Consider the following 26,036-nt stretch of genomic DNA (forward strand, 5'->3'; position numbering starts at 1 on the left):
GTTCGAACTTTTCCTTGGCCATTCTCTAGCTCCTGGAATCCCCGAACCGGGGTCCATTTAGGTTTGGGGATTGATATGGGGCGATTTGCTTACAAACCGCCCCGATTTCAAGTGTCAGTCGTCAAAAAGACGGCTGATTAGGCGTACTTCTTGATCACTTCGTCGGCGACGTGTTGCGGCACCGGCTCGTAGTGGTCGTATTGCATGGTGAACTGTGCACGGCCTTGCGACATGCCGCGCAGGGTGTTCACGTAGCCGAACATGTTGGCCAGCGGCACGAAGGCGTTCACGACAACCGCGTTACCGCGCATGTCTTGGCCTTGGATCATACCGCGACGACCGTTCAGGTCGCCGATGACCGAACCCAGATACTCTTCCGGGGTCACGACTTCCACAGCCATCACCGGCTCGAGCAGCTTCGGTCCGCCCTTCTCGCGCAGTTCCTTGAAGGCAGCGCGCGAAGCGATTTCGAAGGCCAGAACCGACGAGTCAACGTCGTGGAACGCGCCGTCGATCAGGGTTGCCTTGACGTCGATAACCGGGAAGCCAGCCAGCAGGCCGTTTTCCTTGGCCGACTTCAGGCCCTTTTCAACACCCGGGATGTATTCCTTCGGAACAGCACCGCCGACGATGGCCGACTCGAACACGAAGTCCGTGCCCGGCTCGCCCGGCTCGAAGCGCAGCTTGACGCGTGCGAACTGACCGGTACCGCCGGTCTGCTTCTTGTGGGTGTAGTCGATCTCGCAAGCGCGGGTGATCGATTCACGGTAGGCAACCTGCGGAGCGCCGATGGTGGCTTCGACCTTGTAGGTACGCTTCAGGATATCGATCTTGATGTCCAGGTGAAGCTCGCCCATGCCCTTCAGGATGGTCTGGCCCGACTCGTGGTCGGTCGAGACGGTGAAGGACGGGTCTTCCGAAGCCAGCTTGGCTAGAGCCACGCCGAGCTTCTCTTGGTCAGCCTTGGTCTTCGGTTCGACAGCGATTTCAATAACCGGAGCCGGGAATTCCATCTTCTCGAGGATAACCGGCGACTTCAGCGGGTCACACAGGGTGTCGCCGGTACGGGTTTCCTTGAGGCCAGCCAGAGCGACGATGTCGCCGGCGTAGGCTTCCTTGATGTCTTCACGGTTGTTCGAGTGCATCAGCAGCATGCGGCCGACACGTTCACGCTTGTCACGCGACGAGTTCAGCAGCGATTGGCCGGTCTCCATCTTGCCCGAGTACAGGCGGCAGAAGGTGATCGAGCCCACGAACGGGTCGTCCATGATCTTGAACGCCAGAACCGACAGCGGTTCGTCGTCCGAAGCCTTACGAACGATCGGCTCTTCGGTCTTGAAGTCGATGCCCGGGGTCGGCGGAATGTCGACCGGCGACGGCAGGTAGTCGACGACGGCGTCGAGCAGCGGCTGAACGCCCTTGTTCTTGAAGGCCGAGCCAGCGAGGATCGGATAGAAGTGACCTTCGATGACGGCCTTACGGATGCAGCGCTTCAGCACTTCAACCGACGGCTCTTCGCCACCCAGGTACGCTTCCATGGCTTCGTCGTCGATTTCGACGGCGTTATCGACCAGATACTGGCGAGCTTCGGCCACGGCGTCAGCCATGTCAGCCGGGATCTCGCGGATGTCCGGAGCGGCACCCACTTGGTCGGTTTCCCAGACCAGGGCCTTCATTTCGACCAGGTCGACGACGCCCTTCAGGTTGTTTTCAGCACCGATCGGCAGTTGGATCGGCACAGCCTTGGCACCCAGACGGTCGCGGATCGACTCGACCGACTTCTGGAAGTCAGCGCCCAGCTTGTCCATCTTGTTGACGAACACGATACGCGGAACGTTGTACTTGTCGGCCTGACGCCAGACGGTTTCGGTTTGCGGCTCAACGCCGGCGTTACCGTCCAGAACGGTCACAGCACCGTCGAGAACGCGCAGCGAGCGTTCCACTTCGATGGTGAAGTCCACGTGGCCTGGGGTGTCGATGATGTTCAGGCGCTTTTCGCGCCAGAAAGCGGTCGTCGCAGCCGAGGTGATGGTGATGCCGCGTTCTTGTTCCTGGTCCATCCAGTCCATGGTCGAGGCACCATCGTGCGTCTCGCCCATTTTGTGGTTCTTACCGGTGTAGAACAGGATACGTTCGGTCGTCGTGGTTTTGCCCGCGTCGATGTGGGCCATGATACCGAAGTTACGGTAGTCTTCGATTTTGTGTGTACGGGCCATTGGTCTTGCCTTCCGGGTAGCTTGCGGACGCCGCGAGCGCCCCGTTCTGTCAGATATGACGGCGCGGGCGATTCAGTGTGAACGCCCGCGCCAGATCGTCTTAGATCGCTACCGTCCCCATACCGAAGTAAGGGGACGGTTTTAAGACGCTTACCAGCGGTAGTGGCTGAAGGCGCGGTTGGCTTCAGCCATCTTGTGGGTGTCTTCGCGCTTCTTGACTGAGGTGCCGCGGTTGTTCGAGGCGTCCAGCAGTTCGGCAGCCAGCTTCTCGGTCATGGTGTTTTCACCACGGTTACGAGCAGCGTTGACGACCCAACGGATGGCCAGTGCACGGCGACGGTCCGGACGGACTTCAACCGGAACCTGATAGGTAGCACCACCAACGCGGCGCGAACGGACTTCGACTTGCGGAGCCACGTTTTCCAGAGCCTGGTGGAAGGTTTCCACGGCGGTCTGGTCTTTCTTCTTCTCGGCCAGGATGTCGAAAGCACCGTAGACGATGTTTTCGGCAACAGCCTTCTTACCTTCGTACATGACGTAGTTCATGAACTTGGTGACGACCAGATCACCGAACTTCGGATCCGGCAGAACTTCACGCTTCTGGGCGCGGTGACGACGGGACATGAGAGTATCCTCTTAAATCTGTAGGGCGCAGAACGCGTGTGGCTTACTTCGGACGCTTCGCACCGTAGTGCGAACGACGCTGCTTACGGTCCTTGACGCCTTGGGTATCCAGAACACCACGCAGGATGTGGTAACGGACACCCGGAAGGTCCTTCACACGGCCGCCGCGGATGAGCACAACCGAGTGCTCTTGCAGGTTGTGGCCTTCACCCGGGATGTAGCACACAGCTTCCACACCGTTCTTGGCCAGACGGACCTTGGCCACCTTACGCAGAGCCGAGTTCGGCTTCTTCGGGGTGGTGGTGTAGACGCGGGTGCAAACGCCGCGACGCTGAGGCGAGCCCTCGAGGGCCGGAACCTTGTTGCGGACCGGCTTCGGCTTGCGGGGCTTGCGGATCAGCTGGTTAATCGTGGGCATTCGAATTCGTCTCTTTGAGATATGGAGGCGTGTGCCTTTCGGCCGGAGCGCCTCATTGCCTTCTTTTGCATGAGGCCGAGGCCCCACACGGGTGGTATCGAGCTGAGACTGCCTTCTCCAAACGGAAAAACCGGAACGCGCGCTTTGGGCGTTCCGGCGGGACACAGCCCGTCCGATCGATTGTGCACTCTCAGCGGACGGCGAACCGCCCACGTCTCGAAAGTGGGTGGCTTCTACGCGGGGCGGGCCGCTACGTCAAGGTGCGGGTGAAATGTCGCTTACCTCTTATTAAACATGACGCCATTATCGCGCCGCAAAACGCTCCCAACGTCCTCCAGTTGTCGGAGAACAGGCGTGGTCGCAGCGGCTTATAGTCCACCGAGCCGAACGGGTTCGGCACGCGCTTGGAAGCGATACGGGCCGCTGGTTGTGGTCTCTGTTTTCTTTCACCTTCTGGTGGGTCTGGGCCTGATCGTCATCAAGCCGACGCTGGTGCCCTATGAGGCCAGAGCCTTGCCGGAACGGCTGATTGATCTTGAATTGATTCCGGTCACTCTGCCGACCGACATGATCCCACGCGAGCGTATCGTCGCTACCCGACCGCAAAACAGCCCCGCACCCTTGGGCCACACCAGCACCGCGCGCCCGTCCGAGGCCGCATCGGAAACCCCTGGCACGCCGAGCCCGCGTGTCGCGGCACCGGCCCCCGCCGGTACGTCCGGTACGCGGCAAGATACCGAAGGCGACAGCCGCTGGACCTATCAGGAAGAATCGATTGGCAGCCGGGTCGCCCGCTCGCTTCGTACCTCCCCCATCGGCTGCGACTATCCCGAACGGCTCAGCGAAGGCGAGCGGCAGATTTGCGCCGAGCGCAGCACAGACAGGGCCGTGCGCAAACTCGAAGAGGGTCAACGCATAGAAGGCACAGGCAATGTCCGCCGCGATCGCGCGTTCGAAGCCCAGGGTCGCGCACGCCTGAGGGCTTATGAAAGCCGCCGCGCGCCCCAACCATCCGGCGTAGGTGTAGTAGGGCCCGAAGACGGTGCGGGGTCCAACTTCGGCATCGGTGTGGCCGGTCGCCATCTGGACCCGTCAATGCAGCCCGACGCTACCGGCCCGATACAAACGACACGACGCGAAGGCCGCCCCGCCGAGCGCGAGCGCATCGAACGGTCCCGCACGCCCTTCTAGGGGCTATCGCGTAACGCCAGTTCATGGAACTGTAACTTGCGTGCGGATAATTCCCCTAAACGCGCGGTGCCAACCATGACCTATAGTCTATCAGGTGAGAGCCGGACTATCCCCGCCGCGCCCCCGCGGCAGCGGACGGCCTTGTTGTTGGCATCGGTCGCCTTACACGCCGCCATTCTGGTTCCGATCGCACTGAACACCGTCTTTTTGCCGGACATCAACGACGACCGGGACTTTGAAGTCTGGCTGGACCTGCGACCCGATCGGCCCGAACCTGTGCCCGTCGAGCGCACGCCTGAAGAACAGGTCCGCGATCCGCGGAATCCCACGGCCGATCAGCCACAGGACGTGCCCGAAACTCCGCCCGTGCCACCGGTGGATCGGGTTGTTGAAGAGCTACAGCGTATTAATCCCGACGCCCCCGTCCAGTCACTGCAGCAACTGGCAGTCGAGCTTGTCGAACAACGTATTCAGGAAGTGCAGGACCTGCATACCCCGTCGCTGGATCGCTCGGTTACGGATCTGAACCGCAACGCCCTGCCCGATGTGGTGGCCCCTGTCACCCGTCCGACCATTGAAGCCATCGATGGCCCGTCGCGTCCCAGCGAGGTCACACCGCTGGGACGATCTAACCTGCCCAATGTGCAGACCGCGCCCAGCCAGAGCACCGACACCACAGATGCATCCGACAGTGCTCTGGATGTGCCTGTGCCGCGTCGCCCCCGTCTGGATGAAGAGGCCGAGCGGGCACTGGCGGCGGCAGCGGCCTCTGGCATACTCGACGGCGCATGGACCGTTCAGCCGGAAGGCGGTGGACAGGCGGCCGGTCAGGCAGGCGGCGGCCCGGACGGCAACAACACCGCCACCCGCACAGGCACCATCTATTTCCAAGGCACGCCTGTCGATTGCACCCGCCCCAACCTGCTCAGCGACGTGCAGCGGCTGTTCTGCGACAGCGCCAATGAGCGGCGGCTACGAGAGTCGATGGAACGGGCCGGTCGCATTCAGGGCACCGGTGATGCCGAGCGCGACGCCCAGCTCGGCGCTCAGGGGGCCCGGCGCCTTTATGATCATGAACGCCGCCGCGAGCCGCTCCGCTCTGGCGTCGGTGTGAGTCAGGGGTCGCGCCTCGGCGGCTCGGAGAATGGCGAAATCCTCGACGAAATGTCCGGCACCAACCGCGAAGTCCAGAAACTTCAGGACCAGATGCGGGCCAGCAGTGCCCCGCGCCCTCCTCCTCGCGAGGAAGACTGACCTGACCTTAAACCACGGGACAAAAAGAAAGGGCGGTGCCTTGCGGCACCGCCCTTCCCTTTAGGTTCAGCCGAAGCTGGACGCGGATTAGTCCTTGTCCAGTTCCAGAGCCAGATCGGCCGGCAGCGGCTCGACCGCGTCTTCGCGAGCTTGGGTAAGCTCGGCGTCGCGCTCGTTGGCGATCTTCTGCATCGAGCGCAGGTAAGCGCCGGTACCAGCCGGGATGAGACGGCCGACGATGACGTTTTCCTTGAGGCCTTCCAGCGTGTCCTTCTTGCCGTGGACCGAAGCCTCGGTAAGCACGCGGGTGGTTTCCTGGAACGATGCCGCCGAGATGAAGCTGCGGGTTTGCAGCGACGCCTTGGTGATACCCAGCAGGACCGGTTGCGTGATCGCCAGACGGCCACCGCGCTTCTCGACCTTGGCGTTCTCGTACTCGGCCTCAGCCACTTCGACGGTGTCACCCTTGATGAGGGTGGTCTCGCCGGAGTCGATGACTTCGACCTTCTGCAGCATCTGACGCACGATCACTTCGATGTGCTTGTCGTTAATCGGCACGCCTTGCAGACGGTAGACTTCCTGCACCTCGTTGACGAGGTACTCGGCCAGAGCCTCGACGCCCTGAATACGCAGCAGATCGTGCGGATCGGGGTTGCCGTCGATGATGTAGTCGCCCTTCTGGATCAGATCGCCGTCGTGGACGGAGATGTGCTTGCCCTTCGGGATCAGGAATTCCACGGCTTCGCCCTGGTTGCCATCGGCATCCGGCTCCGGCGTGATCTTGATACGACGCTTGTTCTTGTAGTCGCGACCGAACTCTACGCGGCCATCCATTTCGGCGATGACGGCGCAGTCCTTCGGACGGCGGGCTTCGAACAGTTCGGCAACGCGCGGCAGACCGCCGGTGATGTCGCGGGTCTTGGCACCTTCGGTCGGGATACGGGCGATAACTTCACCCGGCTTGACCTCGTCACCGTTCGACACCGACAGAATGGCACCCACCGGCAGCAGGTAGCGGGCATCCGTACCGGTCGACAGACGGGCGTAGCTTTCGCCAGCGATGATGCCCAGGGCCGGACGCAGGTCCGAGCCACGCGGGCTTGCACGCCAGTCGGAGACCACGCGCTGGGCGATACCGGTTGCCTCGTCGGTCTCTTCCTTGACCGACAGACCTTCCACCAGATCCTCGAAGCGGATGTTGCCGCCCACTTCGGTGATGATCGGGTTGGTATACGGGTCCCACTCGGCCACGCGAGCGCCCTTGGCCACTTCTGCACCGTCCTTGACGCGCAGGCGTGCACCGTAAGGCACCTTGTGGGTTTCGCGTTCCTTGCCGTCGACCATGATCGACACGACCACGTTGCGGCTCATGGCCACCAGATCGCCGTGCGGCGCGGTAACGGTCGGACCCGACACCTTGGCCACACCCGAGTTGGTCGCTTCGTAGAACGAAGTGTCCGACACCTGGGCGGTACCGCCGATGTGGAAGGTACGCATGGTCAGCTGGGTACCCGGCTCACCGATCGACTGGGCAGCGATAACGCCGACAGCTTCACCGATGTTCACATTGGTACCGCGCGCAAGGTCACGGCCGTAGCAGTGAGCGCAGATGCCGGCAGTGGCTTCACAGGTCAGGGCCGAACGGACCTTGACCGACTGGACGCCAGCCTCGTCGATAGCCTCGACCTCTTCCTCTTGCAGGTAAGTGTCAGCCTTGAACAGCACCTTGTCCGTGCCCGGAACCATGATGTCCTCGGCCGCATAACGACCCAGAACACGTTGGCCCAGCGAGACCAGAACGTCACCACCTTCGGTCACGGCGCGCAGGGTGATGCCACGGGTCGAACCGCAGTCATCTTCCGTCACGATCGAGTCCTGAGCGACGTCCACCAGACGACGGGTCAGATAACCCGAGTTGGCGGTCTTCAGTGCGGTATCGGCCAGACCCTTACGGGCACCGTGGGTGGAGTTGAAGTACTCCAGAACGGTCAGGCCTTCCTTAAAGTTCGAGGTAATCGGGGTCTCGATGATCTCACCCGACGGCTTGGCCATCAGGCCGCGCATACCGCCGAGCTGCTTCATCTGGGCTTGCGAACCACGAGCACCCGAGTTGGCCATCATGTACACCGAGTTGATGTCGGGGTTTTGCCCCTCGATCAGGACTCGCGGACGGGCGATCTCGGCCATCATGGCGTCGGAGATCTTGTCCGAGGCCTTCGACCAGGCGTCGATGACCTTGTTGTACTTCTCGCCCTTGGTGATGAGGCCGTCAGCATATTGCTGCTCGTACTCTTCGACCTGAGCCTTGGTTTCATTGACCAGAGTGTACTTCGCGTCCGGAATGACGATGTCGTCCTTACCGACCGAGATACCGGCCTTGGCGGCTTCCTTGAAGCCCAGGCCCATCATCTGGTCTGCAAAGATGACCGTCGCCTTCTGACCGCAGTGACGATAGACCTGATCGATCAGGTTACCGATTTCCTTCTTGGTCAGGTTCTTGTCGACCAGACGGTAGCCGATGTTCGGGTTCTGCGGCAGCAGGGCGGCCAGCTTCATGCGGCCCGGAGTCGAGTCGATCACCTTGGTGACCAGCTCGCCGTCGGCGTTCATTTCCGTCCAGCGTGCCTTGACCTTCGAGTGAAGGGTGACAACGCCAGCGTCCAGGGCGGCATCGATTTCGCCCATGTTGGCGAACAGCTTGCCTTCACCCTTTTCGCCGTCCTTGACCAGCGACAGGTAGTAAAGACCCAGCACGATATCCTGCGACGGCACGATGATCGGCTTGCCGTTGGCCGGCGACAGGATGTTGTTCGTCGACATCATCAGGACGCGCGCTTCCAGCTGGGCCTCGAGGCTCAGCGGAACGTGCACGGCCATCTGGTCGCCGTCGAAGTCAGCGTTGAACGCGGTACAGACCAGCGGGTGCAGGCGGATAGCCTTACCTTCGATCAGCTTCGGCTCGAACGCCTGGATGCCCAGACGGTGAAGCGTCGGTGCGCGGTTCAGCATGACCGGGTGTTCGCGGATAACCTCGTCGAGGATATCCCAAACGGCCGGCTGCTCGCGCTCGACCATACGCTTGGACTGCTTGACGGTGCCCGACAGGCCCTTGGCGTCCAGACGTGCGTAGATGAACGGCTTGAACAGCTCCAGAGCCATCTTCTTCGGCAGGCCGCACTCGTGCAGCTTCAGTTCCGGACCCACGGTGATAACCGAACGGCCCGAGTAGTCGACGCGCTTGCCGAGCAGGTTCTGACGGAAGCGACCTTGCTTGCCCTTCAGCATGTCGGCCAGCGACTTCAGCGGACGCTTGTTGGCGCCGGTGATGACGCGGCCACGACGGCCGTTATCGAACAGAGCGTCAACCGACTCTTGCAGCATCCGCTTTTCGTTACGGATGATGATGTCCGGCGCGCGCAGTTCCATCAGGCGCTTCAGACGGTTGTTACGGTTGATCACACGACGGTAGAGGTCGTTCAGATCGGACGTCGCAAAGCGACCGCCGTCCAGCGGAACCAGCGGACGCAGTTCCGGCGGGATGACCGGGACGATCGTCAGGATCATCCATTCCGGCTTGTTGCCCGACTCGATGAAGGCTTCCAGCAGCTTCAGACGCTTCGAAGCCTTCTTCGCCTTCATTTCCGACGGATTGTCGGCCAGTTCGGCGCGGTGCTTCTCGGCTTCCTGATGCAGGTCGATCGACATCAGAAGGTTGCGAACGGCTTCAGCGCCGATTTCAGCGGTGAAACCGTCGTCGCCGAACTCTTCCTGATAGCGATAGAACTCGTCTTCCGTCAGCAGTTGGTTCTGCTTCAGCGGGGTCAGGCCCGGCTCGGTGACGATGTAGTTCTCGAAATACAGAACGCGTTCCACGTCCTTCAGCGCCATGTCCAGCATCAGCGAGATACGGGACGGGAGCGACTTCAGGAACCAGATGTGGGCCACCGGAGCAGCCAGTTCGATGTGCCCCATACGCTCGCGACGGACGCGCGCCAGGGTGACTTCGACACCGCACTTCTCGCAGATGATGCCCTTGTACTTCATGCGCTTGTACTTGCCGCACAGGCATTCGTAGTCCTTGGTCGGGCCAAAGATACGGGCGCAGAACAGGCCATCACGCTCAGGCTTGAACGTGCGGTAGTTGATGGTTTCCGGCTTTTTGATTTCGCCGAACGACCACGAGCGGATCTTCTCGGGCGAGGCCAGAGCGATTTTGATTTGGTCGAAGGTCGGGGTGACCGGGACCGGGTTGAAGATGTTCAGGACTTCCTGGTTCATCTTTTTTCCTTCTGCGGCAGAGGCCGCGAAAATCATTCAGAGCAGAGGGGCTTTCGAGAGGTCCCCTCCCCGCCGGTGCGGGGAGGGAAATCAGGATCAGCCGTTCTCCAGCTCCACGTTCAGGCCCAGCGAGCGCATTTCCTTGATCAGGACGTTGAAGCTTTCCGGGATACCGGCTTCGAAGCTGTCGTCGCCACGGACGATCGCCTCGTAAACCTTGGTACGGCCAGCCACGTCGTCCGACTTCACCGTCAGCATTTCCTGTAGGGTGTAGGCGGCGCCGTAAGCTTCCAGAGCCCAGACCTCCATTTCCCCGAAGCGCTGGCCGCCGAACTGCGCCTTACCGCCCAGCGGCTGCTGGGTGACGAGCGAGTACGGGCCAATCGAGCGGGCGTGGATCTTGTCGTCGACCAGGTGGTGCAGCTTCAGCATGTACACATAGCCAACGGTGACCGGACGCTTGAACTGCTCACCGGTCTGACCATCGTACAGGATCGACTGGGCCGAACGGTCCAGACCGGCCATTTCCAGACGGTCTTCGATGTCCGAGATGCGCGCACCGTCGAAGACCGGCGTCGCAAACGGAACGCCCTTCGACAGGTTTTGAGCCAGCTCGATCAGTTCTTCGTCGGTCTCCGGCAGAGGGGTGTCCTCGCCGTAGATGTCCTTGAGGCGCTTGATCAGAGCTTCGCGCTCACCGCCATCCATCCATTCTTCCAGCAGGGCCTTGATCTGCTTGCCGAGGCCAGCCGATGCCCAACCCAGGTGCGTTTCGAAGATCTGGCCGATGTTCATGCGCGACGGCACGCCCAGCGGGTTCAGAACGATGTCGACGTGCGTGCCGTCTTCCAGGTGCGGCATGTCCTCGATCGGCAGGATCTTGGAGATAACGCCCTTGTTGCCGTGACGGCCGGCCATCTTGTCGCCCGGCTGCAGCTTGCGCTTCACAGCCACGAAGACCTTGACCATCTTCATCACGCCCGGCGGCAGTTCGTCGCCGCGCTGCAGCTTCTCGACCTTGTCTTCGAAGCGGCGGTCGAGTTGCTTACGGGCATCCTCGAACTGCTTCTTCATGGCTTCCAGCTCGCCCATGGACTTTTCGTCCTCGAGGGCGATCTGCCACCATAGACCCTTGGAGACTTCGCCGAGGGTGTCCTCGGTGATTTCACCACGGCCAATGCCCTTCGGACCCGACACAGCGGACTTGCCGATCAGCAGCGGCTTCAGGCGGCCATAGACGTTGCGCTCGAGGATCTTGAGCTCGTCGTCACGGTCCTTGCCCAGACGTTCGATCTCGGCGCGCTCGATTGCCTGAGCGCGTTCGTCCTTGTCGACGCCGTGGCGGTTGAAGACGCGAACGTCAACGATGGTACCGGCAACGCCCGGCGGCAGGCGCAGCGAGGTGTCGCGGACGTCCGAAGCCTTTTCACCGAAGATGGCGCGCAGCAGTTTCTCTTCCGGCGTCATCGGGCTTTCGCCCTTCGGCGTCACCTTACCGACCAGGATGTCACCCGGCTGCACTTCGGCGCCGATGGCCACGATACCGGCTTCGTCGAGGTTGCGCAGGGCTTCCTCGCCGACGTTCGGGATGTCGCGGGTGATTTCTTCTGGCCCAAGCTTGGTGTCGCGGGCCATGACTTCAAACTCCTCGAGGTGGATCGAGGTGAAGATGTCATCGCGCACGATGCGCTCGGAGATCAGGATGGAGTCTTCGAAGTTGTAGCCGTTCCACGGCATGTAGGCGACGAGGACGTTACGGCCCAGAGCCAGATCGCCCAGATCGGTCGAGGGACCGTCGGCGATAACGTCACCCGACTTCACCACATCACCCACGCGCACGATCGGGCGCTGGTTGATACAGGTCGACTGGTTGGAACGCTGGAACTTCGACAGGCGGTAGATATCAACGCCCGAACGGCCGGCGTCGACGTCCGAGGTCGCACGGACAACGATACGGGTACCGTCGATCTGTTCGACCACACCGTCACGGCGGGCGATCACAACAGCGCCCGAGTCACGTGCCACGACCGATTCCATACCGGTACCCACCAGCGGGGCGTCGGTTTGAACCAGCGGCACGGCCTGACGTTGCATGTTCGCGCCCATCAGTGCGCGGTTGGCGTCATCGTTTTCGAGGAACGGAATCAGGGCCGCAGCGACCGAAACAACCTGTTTCGGCGACACGTCCATCATGTCCACCGACTCCTTGGTCAGGAGCTGGGATTCACCGTTCACACGACCCGGGACGATTTCTTCAACGATCTCGCCATTCTTCAGCTCGATGTTCGCCTGAGCGATCGTGTAGCGAGCCTCTTCCATGGCCGAGATGTAGACCACCTCTTCCTGGGCCTGGCCGTCCTTCACCCGACGGTACGGCGACTCGATGAAGCCGTACTTGTTCACGCGGGCGTGGGTGGCCAGCGAGTTGATCAGACCGATGTTCGGGCCTTCCGGCGTTTCAATCGGGCAGATACGGCCATAGTGGGTCGGGTGCACGTCGCGGACTTCGAAGCCTGCGCGTTCACGGGTCAGACCGCCTGGGCCAAGCGCCGAGAGACGACGCTTGTGCGTGATTTCCGACAGCGGGTTGGTTTGGTCCATGAACTGCGATAGCTGCGACGAGCCGAAGAATTCACGCACAGCAGCCGCAGCCGGCTTGGCGTTGATCAGGTCGTGCGGCATGACGGTGTCGATATCGACCGACGACATGCGCTCCTTGATGGCGCGTTCCATACGCAGCAGGCCGACGCGGTACTGGTTCTCCAGCAGCTCGCCCACCGAACGCACGCGACGGTTACCGAGGTTGTCGATATCGTCGATTTCGCCACGGCCGTCCTTCAGGCCGACCAGGATTTGCAGGACCTTGAGGATGTCATCCTTGCGCAGGACGCGGATCTCGTCCGAAACCTCGGGGGTTTCCAGACGCATGTTCATCTTCACGCGGCCCACGGCCGACAGGTCGTAGCGCTCGCTGTCGAAGAACAGCGAGTTGAACATGGCTTCAGCCGCTTCCGGCGTCGGCGGCTCGCCCGGACGCATCACGCGATAGACGTCGAACAGGGCGTCTTCGCGGCCCGTGTTCTTGTCCAGACGCAGGGTGTTGCGCATGTAGGCGCCGACCGTGACGTGGTCGATGTCCAGAACTTCGATGGTCGAGAAGCCTTGGGCTTCCAGCAGGGCGATGGACTCGGCGTCCAGCTCGTCACCGGCTTCGGCGTAGATTTCGCCGGTTTCGAAGTTGACGGCGTCGTTAGCCAGATACTTGCCCAGCAGAGCGTCAGCGGCCAGCGACAGCGAGTTCAGACCACCGTCTTGCAGTTTCTTGGCCGCACGGGCCGAGATCTTCTGCCCAGCCGGAGCGACGACTTCGCCGGTATCGGCGTCGATCAGGTCGAATTCCGGCTTCACACCGCGCCAGCGTTCCGGCTTGTACGGGGTGACCCAGTTTTCGCCGCGCTTCTCGTACGGAACGGTCTCGTAGAAGGTCTTGAGGATTTCCTCGCCATCCATGCCCAGGGCATAGAGGAAGGTGGTGGCCGGCAGCTTGCGACGACGGTCGATACGGACGTAGACGATGTCCTTGGCGTCGAACTCGAAGTCCAGCCACGAGCCGCGGTACGGGATCACGCGGGCAGCGAACAGCAGCTTGCCCGACGAGTGGGTCTTGCCCTTGTCGTGGTCGAAGAACACGCCCGGCGAACGGTGCATCTGGGAAACGATGACGCGCTCGGTGCCGTTGACGATGAAGGTGCCCTTCTCGGTCATGAGCGGAATGTCGCCCATGTAGACATCTTGTTCCTTGATGTCCTTGACCGAGCGCGCGCCGGTTTCTTCTTCGGTTTCGAAGACGATCAGGCGCAGCTTGACCTTCAGCGGAGCCGCGAAGGTCATGTCGCGCTGGATGCACTCCTCAACGTCGTACTTCGGCTCTTCGAACTCGTACGAGACGTATTCGAGAACGGCGCGCTCGTTGAAGTCCTTGATCGGGAAGACCGACTTGAAGACAGCCTCGATGCCTTCGTCGCGGCGCAGGCCCGGACGGCTCTCGCGCTGAAGGAATTGCTCGTAGGAAGCGCGCTGAACCTCGATCAGGTTCGGCATCTGCACGGCTTCCGGGATACGCCCGAAGCTGTAGCGAATGCGCTTCTTGCCGGTGAAGGAGGTCGCGGCTGCGATCTTGCCCAAGGCGAGACCGTCGGTGGACTTGGCCATTCTGTTTTCCCAATCGTGAGCCTCGGGGAAGGCTCAGCTCTCAATGCAGCAGCCACGGCACGCCTTTTGGCGGTCCGTGACCGTTAAACGTCTTTCGGCATCCACCCTCGATCTGCCGGGCAGATCAGGACGCCTGAAATGTCACGCTCCCTTGGGAAGGAGCGACGCCTTCGCACCGGTTTGGAGGGCTTCAAACCGGGCCTCGGCGCTCGTCGCGCGGATTCAGGGAATCTGCGAAGTGGCCATATATAACGATTGACACGGCAAAATAAAGACCTCTCACCACAGATCAGGCGTCTATTTTCAGCCTGCTACAGATGTCCGTAAACTGCGCTCGCGCAGCGCGAACAGGACAGAGCGCGCGCCGTGCGTTAGCCCCTACCTGAAACACCGCGGGCTATGATAGCGTCGCTTTATGAAGCTCATGATTTGCGCGGCCGCCTCGGCCCTGACCCTTGTCGCCCTGCCCGCCACGGCCACGGCCCAATCCGATACCGCCTATCAAGAGGCGCTGGCCGCCTATCAGGCCGCCCAGAGTGCGTGGGACGGCGGACAGAAAATCTATGAACACTGGAACGCCCAGCGTCGCGGTTGGACCACCACCGAGAGCGGACTTCAATATCGTCGCGTCGGCAGGGCCCACAAGAACGCGCCCCAGCCTGCCGAGACCGATACGGTTATGGTCCATTATGCCGGCACGCTGATCAACGGCACCGAGTTCGACAGTTCCTACAAACGCAATGAGCCGACCAGGTTCCCGTTGAACCGCGTCATCAAGGGGTGGACCGAAGGCGTGGCCCTGATGCGTGAAGGCGAGACGTTCGAGTTCGTCATCCCTGCCGAGCTGGCCTATGGCGCACGCCGCATGGGTAACGACATACCGGCCAACTCGACCCTGCTGTTCACAGTCGAACTGCTAAAGGTCAATCCATAGTCGTGACGCTAATCGGTGGATGAACCGTACAACGTAACATTTCATCCTTGACGGGACAGTTCGGCAGCGTCTTGCCTTCCGGGGACACTATGCCGCCGTCCTGCGGCCTCATTTTGGGGAACGTCCGTATGTCCCGTCACACCCTCGCGCTTGCCGCCTCGGCTCTGGCCCTGCTGGTCAGCACCCCTGCCCTCGCCCAGAGCGGCGCACCGGCCCTGCCCGTCACGCTGGCCCCGATCCCGGAAGCCAAGAAAGAGCTATACCCCCAGCCGATCGAGCTGTGGGTGGACGCCACCGACATCGACCGCCGCATCATGAAGGTGCGCCAGCGCATTCCGGTGACGCAAGCGGGTCCTATGGTGCTGTTCTATCCGCAATGGATCCCCGGCAACCATGGCCCCGTCGGCCCGATTTCCCAGATCGCCAATCTACAGTTCTCGGCTAATGGCCAGCGGATTGAATGGGTGCGCAATACCCTGCACCCGTGGGCCTATCAGATCGACGTGCCGCAGGGCGTGCAGACCGTGGACGTCAGCTTCCAGTGGCTGACCCCGATCGATGGTGCCCAAGGCCGCGTGGTCATCACCCCCGAAATGCTGAACCATCAGTGGGAAAAGGCCGTCCTCTATCCCGCAGGCTATGCCAGCAGCCACATAGGCTTCCTGCCGCGCCTGAAGCTGCCGCAGGGCTGGCAATATGCAGGCGCGCTTAAGACCGAGGGCACGATTGACGGTTATCTGGAACTGGAGCCGATCAACCTTGAGCACCTGCAAGACAGCCCCGTCTTTGCCGGTCAGCACTTCGCCCAGCACGAACTGTCGCCTATTGGCCCGTCGTCGGTACGCCTGAACATTGTCGGCGATACCGCCGATGTGGTGCAGGTCAAGGACGAGCATCTGGCGCAACATCGCAATCTGGTGACCGAGGCCGATCTACTGTTCGGCGCGCGTCACTTCGACCGCTACGACTTCCTTGTCGCTGTCAGTGACAAGCTGGGCGGCATTGGGCTGGAACACACGCGCTCCAGCGAAAACAGCGTCGACACCAAATATTTCACAGACCCCACCGCCACCATCGTGGACCGCGACCTGCTCGGTCACGAGTACGTCCACAGCTGGAACGGCAAATGGCGCCGCCCCGCCGACCAAATGGTCGCCAACTTCAACGAGCCGCTGCAGAACTCCCTGCTCTGGGTCTATGAGGGCCAGACGCAGTACTGGGGGCTGATCCTGACGGCCCGCGCCGGTCTGATGACCAAGGAAGAGGCGCTGGGTGTGATCGCCAATAATGCGGCCCAGTACTCCACCACGCCCTCGCGTCAGTGGCGCGCGATGCAGGACACCACCAACGATCCGATCATCCAGCAGCGCCGCCCGCAGCCGTGGCCCAGCGTCCAGCGCTCTGAAGATTATTACCGCGAAGGCTCGATGGTGTGGCTGGATGCCGACACCCTGATCCGCGAGAAAACCAATGGCCGTAAATCGCTCGACGATTTCGCCAAGGTCTTCTTCGGCATCGAGGACGGTAACTGGGAAGCCAAACCCTATACGTTCGACGATGTGGTCGCGGCCCTGAACAGCGTGGTCGTCCACGACTGGGCCGGATTCCTGCGTGACCGCGTGGATGCCGTCGGCCCCGATGCCCCCGCCCCGATCAATGGCGTCGCGCAAGGTGGCTATCGCCTCGTGTGGAAGGATACGCCCAACGCCTATATGTCCCAGTTGAACAAGGAACTGGGCCGCGTGGACTTCGTATATTCGCTGGGCATCCAGATGAACAAGTCCAACCGCATCACTTCGGTGGGCTGGAACAGTCTGGCCTTCCAGCAGGGCCTGACCGCCGGTTGGGAAGTGGTAGCCGTCAACGACCGCGCCGCCTCCGAAGAGGCGATCAAGGAGGCCATCACCGCCGCAAAGGATGGCGGCCCCGCCATCACCCTGATCGTCAAGCGCGACGACCGTTTCCGTACCGTGACCTTCGATTACCGCGACGGCCTGCGCTACCCGCATCTGGAACGGATCGAGGGCACGCCCGACCGTCTGGGCGATATCCTGAGCGCCCGCCGCGACACCCGCGCCCGCGCGCGTCGCTGAGCCTTTCGTAGAGAGTTTTGACTATGACCTTCCGCCTGACGGCTCCAGCCATCGCCCTTCTGCTGTCCAGCGTCGCGCCTGCGGCCATAGCCCATGCCCAGCATCAGCCGTGGCAAGGCACCATTGCTCCCGTCACGCCGACGCCGCAAAACACGCCGCTGGCCCTGCCGCGCGCCCTGCCGCCCATTCCGGCCCCGACCGAGGCCACCTATCCGGGTATTATCCGCTATGAGGTCGATGCCACCGACGTCGAGCGCAAGATCGTTAGCGTGCGCCAGACCATTCCGGTCAAGTCCGGCCCGCTGGTGCTGCTGTACCCGAAGTTCCTACCGGGCAACCACGCCGACACCGGCCCGATCCAGCTGATCTCGGGCGTCACGGTCTCGGGCGCGGGACAGCGTATCGAATGGCTGCGTGACACGATCGACCCCTACGCCTTCCACATCGACGTGCCGCAGGGCGTGTCGGAAATCGTGGTCGAGTTCCAGTGGCTGACCCAGCCGGACAACAGCCAGTGGCGCGTGGTCATGACGCCCGACATGCTGAACCTGCAATGGGAAAAGGCCCTGCTGTATCCGGCAGGCTATCATTCCACCGGCATCACCTTCGCCCCGTCGATCAAGCTGCCGCAGGGCTGGAACTACGGCGTTTCTCTGGACACCGAGACCTTTGAAAACGGCGTCGCCACCTTCAAGCCGGTAGACCTGTACAATCTGATCGACAGCCCCCTGTTCGGCGGTGCCCATTTCAACCGCGTGGACATCGATCCCAAGGGCACCAACGTCCACCTGAACATCGTCGGCGACAAGGCCAGCCAGATCACCCCGACCGCCGAACAGATCGGCTGGTTCGAGAACCTGATCACACAAGCCGACCGCCTGTTCGGTGCCCGCCCCTATGACCGCTATGAGTTCCTGGTGGCCGCCACCAGCCAGTTGGGCGGCATCGGCCTCGAGCATCACCGCTCCTCGGAAAACTCGGTCCCGACCGACTTCTTCACCAACTGGGGCAAGAGCCTCGGCTCGGTCGGCCTGCTGCCGCACGAATACGTCCATACGTGGAACGGCAAGCGCAACCGCCCCGCCGATGAACTGACGGCCAACCACAACATCCCGACCCAGAACACCCTGCTATGGGTCTATGAAGGCCAGACGGAATATTGGGGCGATGTGCTGACGGCCCGTTCGGGTCTGGCTCCAGTGCAGGACATTGTGACCTCCTTTGCCGAGATCGCAGCCTTCTATGACAATCAGCCGGGCCGTGGCTGGCGTCCGCTTCAGGATGTGAACAACCACAACCTGCTCGGCTACCGCACCTCCAACCCCTATTCTTCATGGATGCGCGGCACGGGTGACTATTACCGCGAGGCCCTGCTGATCTGGCTGGATGCCGACACCCTGATCCGCGAAGCCACTAATGACCGCAAGTCACTAGACGACTTCGCCAAGGGCTTCTTCGGCGGCGATGAAGGCTCATACGCACCGCGCGGCTATACGTTCGACGATGTGGTGGCAAACCTGAATGCCGTGCACCCGCACGACTGGGCGAGCTTCCTACGCGAGCGTCTGGACGCGGCTGGCCCCGATGCCAAGGCCCCGCTGGATGGTCTGGCCCGCGCGGGCTGGCGTCTGACCTATACGGATGCTCTGAGCGACGCCGAAAAGAAGATCCAGATCGGCTGGAAGAACGACTTCCAATATTCGCTGGGCTTCACCCTGTCGGGCAACAACCGCATCAGCAGTATCCGCTGGGGTGGTCTGGCGTTCGAGGCCGACATCGGTCCGGGTTGGGAACTGGTGGCCATCAACGACACCGCCGCCAGTGCCGACAAACTGCGCGAGGCTGTCACCGCCAATAAGGACGGCTCGGCTCCGATCAAGCTGTTGATGAAGCGTGGCGAGCAGTATCGCACGGTCCAGTTCGACTACACTGGCGGACTTCGCCATCCCCGCCTCGAACGCATCGACGGCACCCGCGACCGGCTGACAGAAATCCTCAGCCCCCGTCGTCGCTAACACCGGTACCAAACGAGACAAGGCCCGCGAGATCAACTCGCGGGCCTTATCGTTTGGGCTTCCGAGAAAGCCTTAGGCCTTCAGCAACTTCAGCAGAGCCTCGGCGGCCTCACGCGACGAGGCCGGATTTTGCCCCGTCACCAGCGTGCCGTCGGTCAGCACATAGGACGCCCAGTCGTCACCCTTGCTGTAACGGCCGCCCTTTTCGGTCAGCATGTTCTCGACAAGGAAGGGCACCACATCGACCAAGCCGACGCCCTCTTCCTCACTGTTGGTAAAGCCCGTCACCGACTTGCCCTTGACCAGCGGTTCGCCGTCGGCACCCTTGACGTCCTTAAGGACACCGGGCGCATGACACACAAAGCCGGTCGGCTTGCCTGCCTTGGCGAAGGCCTCGATCAGGCCGATGGAGTGGCTGTCATTGGCCAGATCCCACAGCGGACCGTGGCCGCCCGGATAGAAGACCGCGTCAAAATCCTCGGCTTTCACGTCAGAGAGTTTGTGCGTATTGGCCAGTTCGGCCTTTGCGGCCTCATCATCTTTAAAACGACGGGTGTCGTCCGTCTGGGCGTCCTCGGCATCGCTCTTGGGATCCAGCGGCGGCTGGCCGCCCTTGGGCGAGGCCAGCGTAATCTCGGCCCCCGCATCCTTCAGCGCATAATAGGGCGCAGCGAACTCCTCCAGCCAGAAACCGGTTTTTTCACCCGTGTCGCCCAGTTTGTCGTGCGAGGTCAGGACCATCAAAATCTTCATGTGGGGGTCTCCTTTCGGTTCGCCCTTCACATGGTCCCTGCCCCGCCCGCGTGCCACCTCGGCGGACTGAACATTCCGTGAGCGCAAAAGAAAAGGGCCAGAGGTTTCCCTCTGGCCCAATCCTTAAAGCTGTCTGCGACGAGGTCGCAGGCCAGATCAGAAATCTTACTTGATTTCGACCTTGGCGCCGGCTTCTTCGAGCTTCTTCTTCAGCTCTTCAGCGGCTTGCTTCGAAACGTTCTCGACGACCGGTTGCGGTGCGCCTTCGACCAGTTCCTTAGCTTCCTTCAGACCCAGGTCGGTACGGACGCCACGGACTTCCTTGATGACGTTGATCTTCTTGTCGCCGCCGTCAACCAGGACAACGGTGAACTCGGTTTGCTCTTCGCCAGCCGGAGCGGCTTCAGCAGCACCGCCAGCAACGGCAGCAACAGCAACCGGAGCAGCGGCCGAAACGCCCCACTTTTCTTCCAGCAGCTTCGACAGTTCAGCGGCTTCCAGTACGGTCAGAGCCGACAGTTCTTCAACGATCTTGGCGAGGTCAGCCATTTTGATCTTCCTTCGGTAGGATTGGTATTAGAGAGATATGCAGAGATGCAGGAGGGTCTTAGGCGGCGTCTTTGGTAGCGTAAGCGTTGAAGACGCGAGCCAACTGGCCAGCCGGGGCTTGCAGGACGCCAGCAACCTTGGTTGCCGGAGCTTGCAGCAGGCCGATGAGCTTGCCGCGCAGTTGGTCCAGCGACGGCAGCTTGGACAGGGCGTCGATGCCCTTGGCGTCCAGAACCTTGTCGCCCATGAAGCCACCAACGATAGCGAAACGATCGTTACCCTTGGCGAATTCGGCCGAGACCTTGGCAGCGGTGACCGGGTCAGCAGCGTAGGCAATACCAACCGGACCCTTGAACAGGTCGTGGTATTCGCTGCCGGCTTCGACGCCCAGCGCCTTCAGCGCCAGACGGTTTTTCACCACCTTGAACGCGCCGCCTTCTTTACGAAGGCGACCACGCAGGTCTTCCATCTCCGCAACGGTCAGACCCAGGTTGTGGGTCACGACCACGGCGCCCGCGTCGGCGAACACGCTCTTCAGCGATTCGATCGACTCGGCTTTTTGTGCGCGGTCCATTGCGGTCTCCAGATTAGGCATTCGTCGCCGAGCTTATTCCCGACGACGGATTTGGTTCATGCCCGTACGTCGCCGCACGGAACACAAGCCGGTAGATTGTCCGAAGGAAGCGCGCCTCATCCCGCCACAAGGGCTGGATCGAGGTCTTTGCATCCCCATCTCCCCACGGCACCGGAAAGGCTATTCCGGCAGTTACGGCTTGGGTGACCCCCATGCCCCGAAGTTCTCGGACAGGACCTGATCAGTCCGAGGACTCATCAGGAAGGCGGCTTCTATACACCGCTTTGCGAGAAAATCAACGGCTGGTGGATTTATTCGCCGTGCCCGCCGGTACAGCGTCGCCGCAATCGTTATCGCGGCAATAGCTGTCGAGCAGGTCGGTGATATAGGCGCTCTGCATACGGGAAATCGGCTCTCCCATTTGCAGCCCCAGATCCACCTGCTTGCGCGCGATGCTGCGCCCCATCGGGGTCTGGTAGAAATCCACCATGGCCTGAAGCTCCTCGCGCGTCAGGGCTTCGGCATAGAGCCGCTCGATATCGGCCATCAGCGTGCGCATGTGCGGCATCATCAGAGGACCCGCATTCTTGTTAAACCAGCGGGCAGCGTCGGCATCCACATCCGCCAACCCCAGCTGCGTCGCGATCTGCCCCACGTGGTCCAGCAACTGCTTTTCGATGTCGGGCGTGGTCAGCGCCACAACGCGAGCGGCAAGCCCTCGCTCGATAGAACCTTCCGCGCCATTCTGCGCCATGGCCGGCGCGGCGCACACAACCGTGGCCGACACGGCCAACATAGCGATCGTCTTGAACATGGAGGCTCTCTTGATGTGACGAGGCTGATCTACCACAAATCTTGGGTCAGCGCGGCTCGAAACCTGCGATCAGCCGCGCCAATTCCGGCTCATGCACGGAGACCGAAGCTTCGGCACGAGACATCCATTGACGACTGCGCTGGGTCGCCTCCGGCCAGCTGCCCAGCTGGATCAGCACTTCCAGCGGATAAACGTCCACGACGCACGGCTCCATGCGCCCGTCCTTCAGTCGCTTGTCATAGTGGAAGCAACCAATCGGCTCGCGCGCGATATCGCCCTGAACGCCCGCTTCCTCATAGGCTTCCTGAGCGGCCGCCAGCGGGTCTTCCAGATCGACCATCAAATTGCCCTTGGCAATCACCCAGCGCTTGGTCTCGCGCGAGGTGATCAGCAAGATTTCCACCGCATCCCCGCGCCGACGCCACGGCAGGGCTGCAATCTGGCGCATGGGGGTATCGCGACGTTTACTCATAGGGTCATAGCGGCGCACAGGGCCGCTCGGCTCCATCCAAGGGAAATAGTGAGGGCGGCGCCTATCCCGCTTCTCGGCGTCCGGGTCAATAGCGGATCAAGGGTATCAATCCGCTGTGAACGGATCAAATTGGGTTAAGCTTGGCGCACCCAAGCCGCAAATCGCTCGATAAAACGACGCTGGAAATTCCGGTCGCGTTCCGACGCGAACAGGCCATCTTCATCGAAAATGTCCGGCTTGAACTGCACATAGACTTCCGGCTGGGGCAAAACCTCCAGACCCAGACACACCGCGATCTGGCGCAGGTGCATTTGCGACAGGTCCGCGCCGCGTGCGCCAGGCGAGGTGCCACAGATGGCAGCGCGCTTGCCCGACCAACTGTTGTCGCCATTGGGGCGCGAGCCCCAGTCCAACGTATTCTTCATAAGGGCTGTCACCGAGCGGTTGTGCTCGGGCGACACAAACAGCACCGCGTCAGCCGCCTTGATGCGCGCCTTGATATCCAGCAGCAAAGGGGGAAGGTCCGCCTCCAGATCGCCATTGTAGAGCGGCAGTTCGCCCACCGGCAGATAGTCGAAGGTCATCAGATCGCCGGCCAGGGCCTCAAGCGCTCCGGCATAGGCGCGGTTGAGCGAGCCTTTGCGGGCGCTGCCCACCGCCACAGCGATCTTCAGTAGCTGACCCATATGTGTTCCCCGAAAAAGTGTGCAGGCCTTGTCGCCCGCATTGAATAACCTGCAATCCGCCTAGCGGTTGCGCCTGTCGTAGGCCATTTGCGCCTCGGCCACCTGCGCCATATGGGTTTCGGCCCAGTTGATGACCGGCTGCATGGCCTCGACCAGCGTCGCGCCCAACGGGGTGATCTCGTAGATAACGGTCACCGGTACCGTCGCTTCGACGGTGCGTAAGACCAGACCATCGCGTTCCATCTGCCTTAGGGTCTGGCTTAGCATCTTTTGCGATACGCCCTCGACGTGGCGTTTCAGGGCGTTGAACCGCATCGGTCCGCCCGCCAGCGTGCCCAGCAGTAGGAACGTCCATTTATCGGCAATCCGGTCCAGCAAGAGCCGCGTCGGGCACTGTGCCGCATAGACATTGCCGCGCTCACCTGTGCGGGCGGTTACCGGCGAGTGACCAGGTGAGAGAAAAGTGCCTTCTTGCATAGGAACTTTCCATAGCACACCTAGTTACCAACGGAAACCTACTAGGAGTGAAGTCGATGAAAGTCACCGTGCTGGGCGCCAGCGGTCATGCTGGTTCTGAAATCACCAAAGAGCTGGCCCGTCGCGGCCACCATGTTACCGGCATCGCCCGCACCCCGTCCCGCATACCGCAAGGCGACAACATCCAAGCCATCGCAGGCGATGTAACCACAAGGAGGACCTGCTGCCGCACCTGAAAGGTGCCGACGCCGTGGTCAGCGCTTTGATGTTCTCCGATGCCGGCCCTGACCTGATGCTGGATCTGGTGAAAACGGCGGGTGTGAAGCGCTATCTGGTCGTCGGCGGTGCAGGCAGCCTTGAGGTCGCGCCGTCGGTGCGTTTGGTCGATACGCCGGAATTCCCTGACGAGTACAAACCCGAGGCCAGCGTCGGCGTGAAATTCCTCGAACGTCTAAAACAGGAAACTGAACTGGACTGGACCTTCCTGTCGCCGTCGATCTTTTTCGAAGATGGCCCGCGCACCGAGAATTTCCGCCTCGGCACCGACAGCCCGATCTTCGACGCTGACGGCAAGAGCTCCATCTCGTTTGCCGACTACGCCATCGCCATGGTCGATGAAATCGAAAACCCCGCCCACTCGCGCCGCCGCTTCACCGTCGGCTACTGATCAAAGGATACCCATGATGGCAGCTTCCCCCCGCGCCGCCCTTTCGGCTTTGGCTCTGATCGCCACGATCGCCCTGTCGGTTCCGGTGGCGGCCCAGACAGCCTCAACCGCACGCCCTGCTCCATCTGCCGCTTCGATAGAAAGCGTCAACGCCGGTATCGTGACCGACTTCTACAACATCGCCTTCAACCAGCATAAGCCGACCGAAGCGGCCCAGCGTTACATCGGCGATGTCTACATCCAGCACAATCCGTTCGTGCCGAACGGTGCCGAACCGTTCACCACCTATTTCGAGCAATACTTCAAGGAAAACCCGCAATCGCGCTCGACCATCCACCGCGTGATCGCCCAAGGCGATCTGGTGGTGTTGCATGTCCACATGCAGAAGTCGCCCGAGGATCGCGGTCAGGCCATCATCGACATCTTCCGCGTCGAAAACGGCAAGATCGTCGAGCACTGGGACGTCATTCAGGACGTGCCGGCCGAGACCGCCAACGGCAACACTATGTTCAGCGGTGCCAAGGCCGACTGATCCGGCGCTCAGGACGCCAAACAGAAAACGGCCCCGCAGAGTGATCTGCGGGGCCGCTTCCTTATGCCTTGAAGGCTTGGGCGATTAGGCGCCGACCGAAGCCGGATCGACCTTGATGCCCGGGCCCATCGTCGACGACAGGGCGATACGCTTGACGTAGGTGCCTTTGGCGCCCGACGGCTTGGCCTTGTTCAGGGCGTCCACGAAAGCCTTGACGTTGACTTCCAGAGCGTCCTGCGTGAACGAAGCCTTGCCGATACCGGCGTGAACGATACCGTTCTTTTCGACGCGGAACTCGACAGCACCGCCCTTGGCGTCCTTGACGGCTTGGGCGACGTTCGGGGTCACGGTGCCGACCTTCGGGTTCGGCATCAGGCCGCGCGGGCCCAGCACCTTACCCAGACGGCCGACCAGGGCCATCATGTCCGGCGAAGCGATCACGCGGTCGAACTCCATGAAGCCGCCAGCGATCTTTTCGTACAGGTCTTCGGCACCCACGTGCTCTGCACCAGCTGCCTTGGCTTCATCAGCCTTGGCGTCCTTGGCGAACACGGCGACGCGGACGTCACGGCCGGTACCCGACGGCAGGTTCACCACGCCGCGGACCTGTTGGTCAGCGTGACGCGGGTCAACGCCCAGGTTCACAGCGATTTCGATGGTTTCGTCGAACTTCGCCTTGGCGTTGTCCTTAACCAGCTTGATAGCGTCGGTGTAAGCGATCAGCTCTTCCGAAACACCCACGCGAGCCTTTTGAGCCTTGGTTTGCTTGGCCATCTAATTAGCCCTCCACCACTTGGAGGCCCATTGCGCGGGCCGAGCCTTCGATGATCTTCGCTGCAGCGTCGATATCGTTAGCGTTCAGGTCTTTCATCTTGGCTTCTGCGATTTCGCGCAGTTGAGCCGTCGTGATCTTGCCAGCGGTTTCGCGGCCGGTCTTGGCAGCGCCCGACTTAATCTTGGCAGCTTCCTTCAGGTACCAGGTCGCCGGCGGCGTCTTGGTGACGAAGGTGAACGACTTGTCTTGGTAGACGGTGATGATGGTCGGCAGCGGGGTGCCCTTGGCAACCTTCTCGGTGCGAGCGTTGAACTCCTTACAGAAGCCCATGATGTTCACACCGCGCTGACCCAGAGCCGGGCCGATCGGCGGCGACGGCGTGGCCGATTGAGCCGGCACTTGCAGCTTGATGTAGCCGAGAATCTTCTTGGCCATTTGTCTCTCCTAACAAAAAACCCGGCAGGAAAAGCCGGATCGGTGAGCCGTGGTCTGGCATGGCTGC

General features: G+C 61.6%; 20 protein-coding genes and 1 pseudogene. 7 read left to right on the plus strand and 14 right to left on the minus strand.

What is annotated here, in order from left to right:
- Window positions 1-137: 137 nt before the first annotated feature.
- The 3 genes from fusA to rpsL all read right to left on the minus strand — a co-directional run bounded on the left by fusA (window position 138) and on the right by rpsL (window position 3,258).
- Window positions 138-2,216 carry an elongation factor G gene (gene fusA, locus B3B04_RS05520; protein WP_292040765.1) on the minus strand — a complete coding sequence of 693 codons (2,079 nt, stop codon included), beginning with the start codon at window positions 2,214-2,216 and terminating at the stop codon, window positions 138-140.
- 150 nt (window positions 2,217-2,366) lie between these two features.
- Complete coding sequence (rpsG, locus tag B3B04_RS05525) at window positions 2,367-2,840, minus strand: 30S ribosomal protein S7 (RefSeq protein WP_292040768.1); 474 nt, start codon at window positions 2,838-2,840, stop codon at window positions 2,367-2,369.
- 43 nt (window positions 2,841-2,883) lie between these two features.
- Window positions 2,884-3,258 carry a 30S ribosomal protein S12 gene (rpsL, locus tag B3B04_RS05530; RefSeq protein WP_003165508.1) on the minus strand — a complete coding sequence of 125 codons (375 nt, stop codon included), beginning with the start codon at window positions 3,256-3,258 and terminating at the stop codon, window positions 2,884-2,886.
- A 429-nt stretch (window positions 3,259-3,687) separates the two neighbouring features.
- Here rpsL and B3B04_RS05535 point away from each other — a divergent pair, with 429 nt between their 5' ends.
- Both B3B04_RS05535 and B3B04_RS05540 read left to right on the plus strand, forming a co-directional pair.
- On the plus strand, window positions 3,688-4,449 hold the full coding sequence (locus B3B04_RS05535; RefSeq protein WP_292040771.1) for a hypothetical protein: 762 nt from the start codon (window positions 3,688-3,690) through the stop codon (window positions 4,447-4,449).
- 144 nt (window positions 4,450-4,593) lie between these two features.
- Window positions 4,594-5,703, plus strand: coding sequence for a hypothetical protein (locus tag B3B04_RS05540; protein ID WP_292040773.1), 1,110 nt, complete (start codon window positions 4,594-4,596; stop codon window positions 5,701-5,703).
- An 87-nt stretch (window positions 5,704-5,790) separates the two neighbouring features.
- On the opposite strand, the gene rpoC is transcribed toward B3B04_RS05540, so the two are convergent.
- Window positions 5,791-9,981 carry a DNA-directed RNA polymerase subunit beta' gene (rpoC, locus tag B3B04_RS05545; protein ID WP_292040776.1) on the minus strand — a complete coding sequence of 1,397 codons (4,191 nt, stop codon included), beginning with the start codon at window positions 9,979-9,981 and terminating at the stop codon, window positions 5,791-5,793.
- Window positions 9,982-10,077: 96 nt separating this feature from the next.
- Entirely contained in the window at window positions 10,078-14,193 is a 4,116-nt protein-coding gene (gene rpoB / locus B3B04_RS05550) for a DNA-directed RNA polymerase subunit beta (protein ID WP_292040778.1), read from the minus strand.
- Between the two features lie 415 nt (window positions 14,194-14,608).
- Here rpoB and B3B04_RS05555 point away from each other — a divergent pair, with 415 nt between their 5' ends.
- The 3 genes from B3B04_RS05555 (at window position 14,609) to B3B04_RS05565 (ending at window position 19,235) form a co-directional block, all read left to right on the plus strand.
- Window positions 14,609-15,127: an FKBP-type peptidyl-prolyl cis-trans isomerase gene (locus tag B3B04_RS05555; protein ID WP_292040780.1), complete on the plus strand. Its 519-nt coding sequence runs from the start codon at window positions 14,609-14,611 to the stop codon at window positions 15,125-15,127.
- A gap of 128 nt (window positions 15,128-15,255) precedes the next feature.
- Complete coding sequence (locus B3B04_RS05560) at window positions 15,256-17,220, plus strand: M61 family metallopeptidase (protein WP_292040785.1); 1,965 nt, start codon at window positions 15,256-15,258, stop codon at window positions 17,218-17,220.
- Between the two features lie 23 nt (window positions 17,221-17,243).
- A complete protein-coding gene (locus B3B04_RS05565; protein ID WP_292040788.1) occupies window positions 17,244-19,235 on the plus strand; it encodes a M61 family metallopeptidase in 1,992 nt (663 codons plus the stop codon).
- Between the two features lie 72 nt (window positions 19,236-19,307).
- Here the strand turns inward: B3B04_RS05565 and B3B04_RS05570 are convergent, their stop codons facing one another.
- The 7 genes from B3B04_RS05570 to B3B04_RS05600 all read right to left on the minus strand — a co-directional run bounded on the left by B3B04_RS05570 (window position 19,308) and on the right by B3B04_RS05600 (window position 23,560).
- Window positions 19,308-19,988, minus strand: a complete 681-nt coding sequence (locus B3B04_RS05570) for a type 1 glutamine amidotransferase domain-containing protein (protein ID WP_292040791.1) — start codon at window positions 19,986-19,988, stop codon at window positions 19,308-19,310.
- A gap of 165 nt (window positions 19,989-20,153) precedes the next feature.
- Window positions 20,154-20,537, minus strand: a complete 384-nt coding sequence (gene rplL, locus B3B04_RS05575) for a 50S ribosomal protein L7/L12 (RefSeq protein WP_292040795.1) — start codon at window positions 20,535-20,537, stop codon at window positions 20,154-20,156.
- A 58-nt stretch (window positions 20,538-20,595) separates the two neighbouring features.
- Window positions 20,596-21,111, minus strand: coding sequence for a 50S ribosomal protein L10 (rplJ, locus tag B3B04_RS05580; RefSeq protein ID WP_292040799.1), 516 nt, complete (start codon window positions 21,109-21,111; stop codon window positions 20,596-20,598).
- Window positions 21,112-21,406: 295 nt separating this feature from the next.
- Window positions 21,407-21,925 (minus strand): DUF2059 domain-containing protein, encoded by a 519-nt coding sequence (locus B3B04_RS05585; RefSeq protein WP_292040801.1) that lies wholly within the window; start codon window positions 21,923-21,925, stop codon window positions 21,407-21,409.
- A gap of 46 nt (window positions 21,926-21,971) precedes the next feature.
- Window positions 21,972-22,397 (minus strand): NUDIX hydrolase, encoded by a 426-nt coding sequence (locus B3B04_RS05590; protein ID WP_292040802.1) that lies wholly within the window; start codon window positions 22,395-22,397, stop codon window positions 21,972-21,974.
- A 134-nt stretch (window positions 22,398-22,531) separates the two neighbouring features.
- Window positions 22,532-23,083 carry an NADPH-dependent FMN reductase gene (locus tag B3B04_RS05595; RefSeq protein WP_292040820.1) on the minus strand — a complete coding sequence of 184 codons (552 nt, stop codon included), beginning with the start codon at window positions 23,081-23,083 and terminating at the stop codon, window positions 22,532-22,534.
- Window positions 23,084-23,143: 60 nt separating this feature from the next.
- On the minus strand, window positions 23,144-23,560 hold the full coding sequence (locus B3B04_RS05600) for a winged helix-turn-helix transcriptional regulator (RefSeq protein ID WP_292040822.1): 417 nt from the start codon (window positions 23,558-23,560) through the stop codon (window positions 23,144-23,146).
- Between the two features lie 56 nt (window positions 23,561-23,616).
- Here B3B04_RS05600 and B3B04_RS05605 point away from each other — a divergent pair.
- Window positions 23,617-24,227, plus strand: a pseudogene (locus B3B04_RS05605) (NAD(P)-dependent oxidoreductase).
- Window positions 24,228-24,240: 13 nt separating this feature from the next.
- The gene (locus tag B3B04_RS05610) at window positions 24,241-24,759 is read left to right on the plus strand and encodes a nuclear transport factor 2 family protein (RefSeq protein ID WP_292040824.1); all 519 of its coding nucleotides are present in this window, start codon (window positions 24,241-24,243) and stop codon (window positions 24,757-24,759) included.
- 84 nt (window positions 24,760-24,843) lie between these two features.
- On the opposite strand, the gene rplA is transcribed toward B3B04_RS05610, so the two are convergent.
- The gene (gene rplA / locus B3B04_RS05615) at window positions 24,844-25,533 is read right to left on the minus strand and encodes a 50S ribosomal protein L1 (protein ID WP_292040826.1); all 690 of its coding nucleotides are present in this window, start codon (window positions 25,531-25,533) and stop codon (window positions 24,844-24,846) included.
- Between the two features lie 4 nt (window positions 25,534-25,537).
- Window positions 25,538-25,969: a 50S ribosomal protein L11 gene (rplK, locus tag B3B04_RS05620; protein WP_292040828.1), complete on the minus strand. Its 432-nt coding sequence runs from the start codon at window positions 25,967-25,969 to the stop codon at window positions 25,538-25,540.
- Window positions 25,970-26,036 lie beyond the last annotated feature (67 nt).

The organism is Brevundimonas sp. UBA5713 (assembly GCF_002419815.1).
Classification (GTDB): domain Bacteria; phylum Pseudomonadota; class Alphaproteobacteria; order Caulobacterales; family Caulobacteraceae; genus Brevundimonas.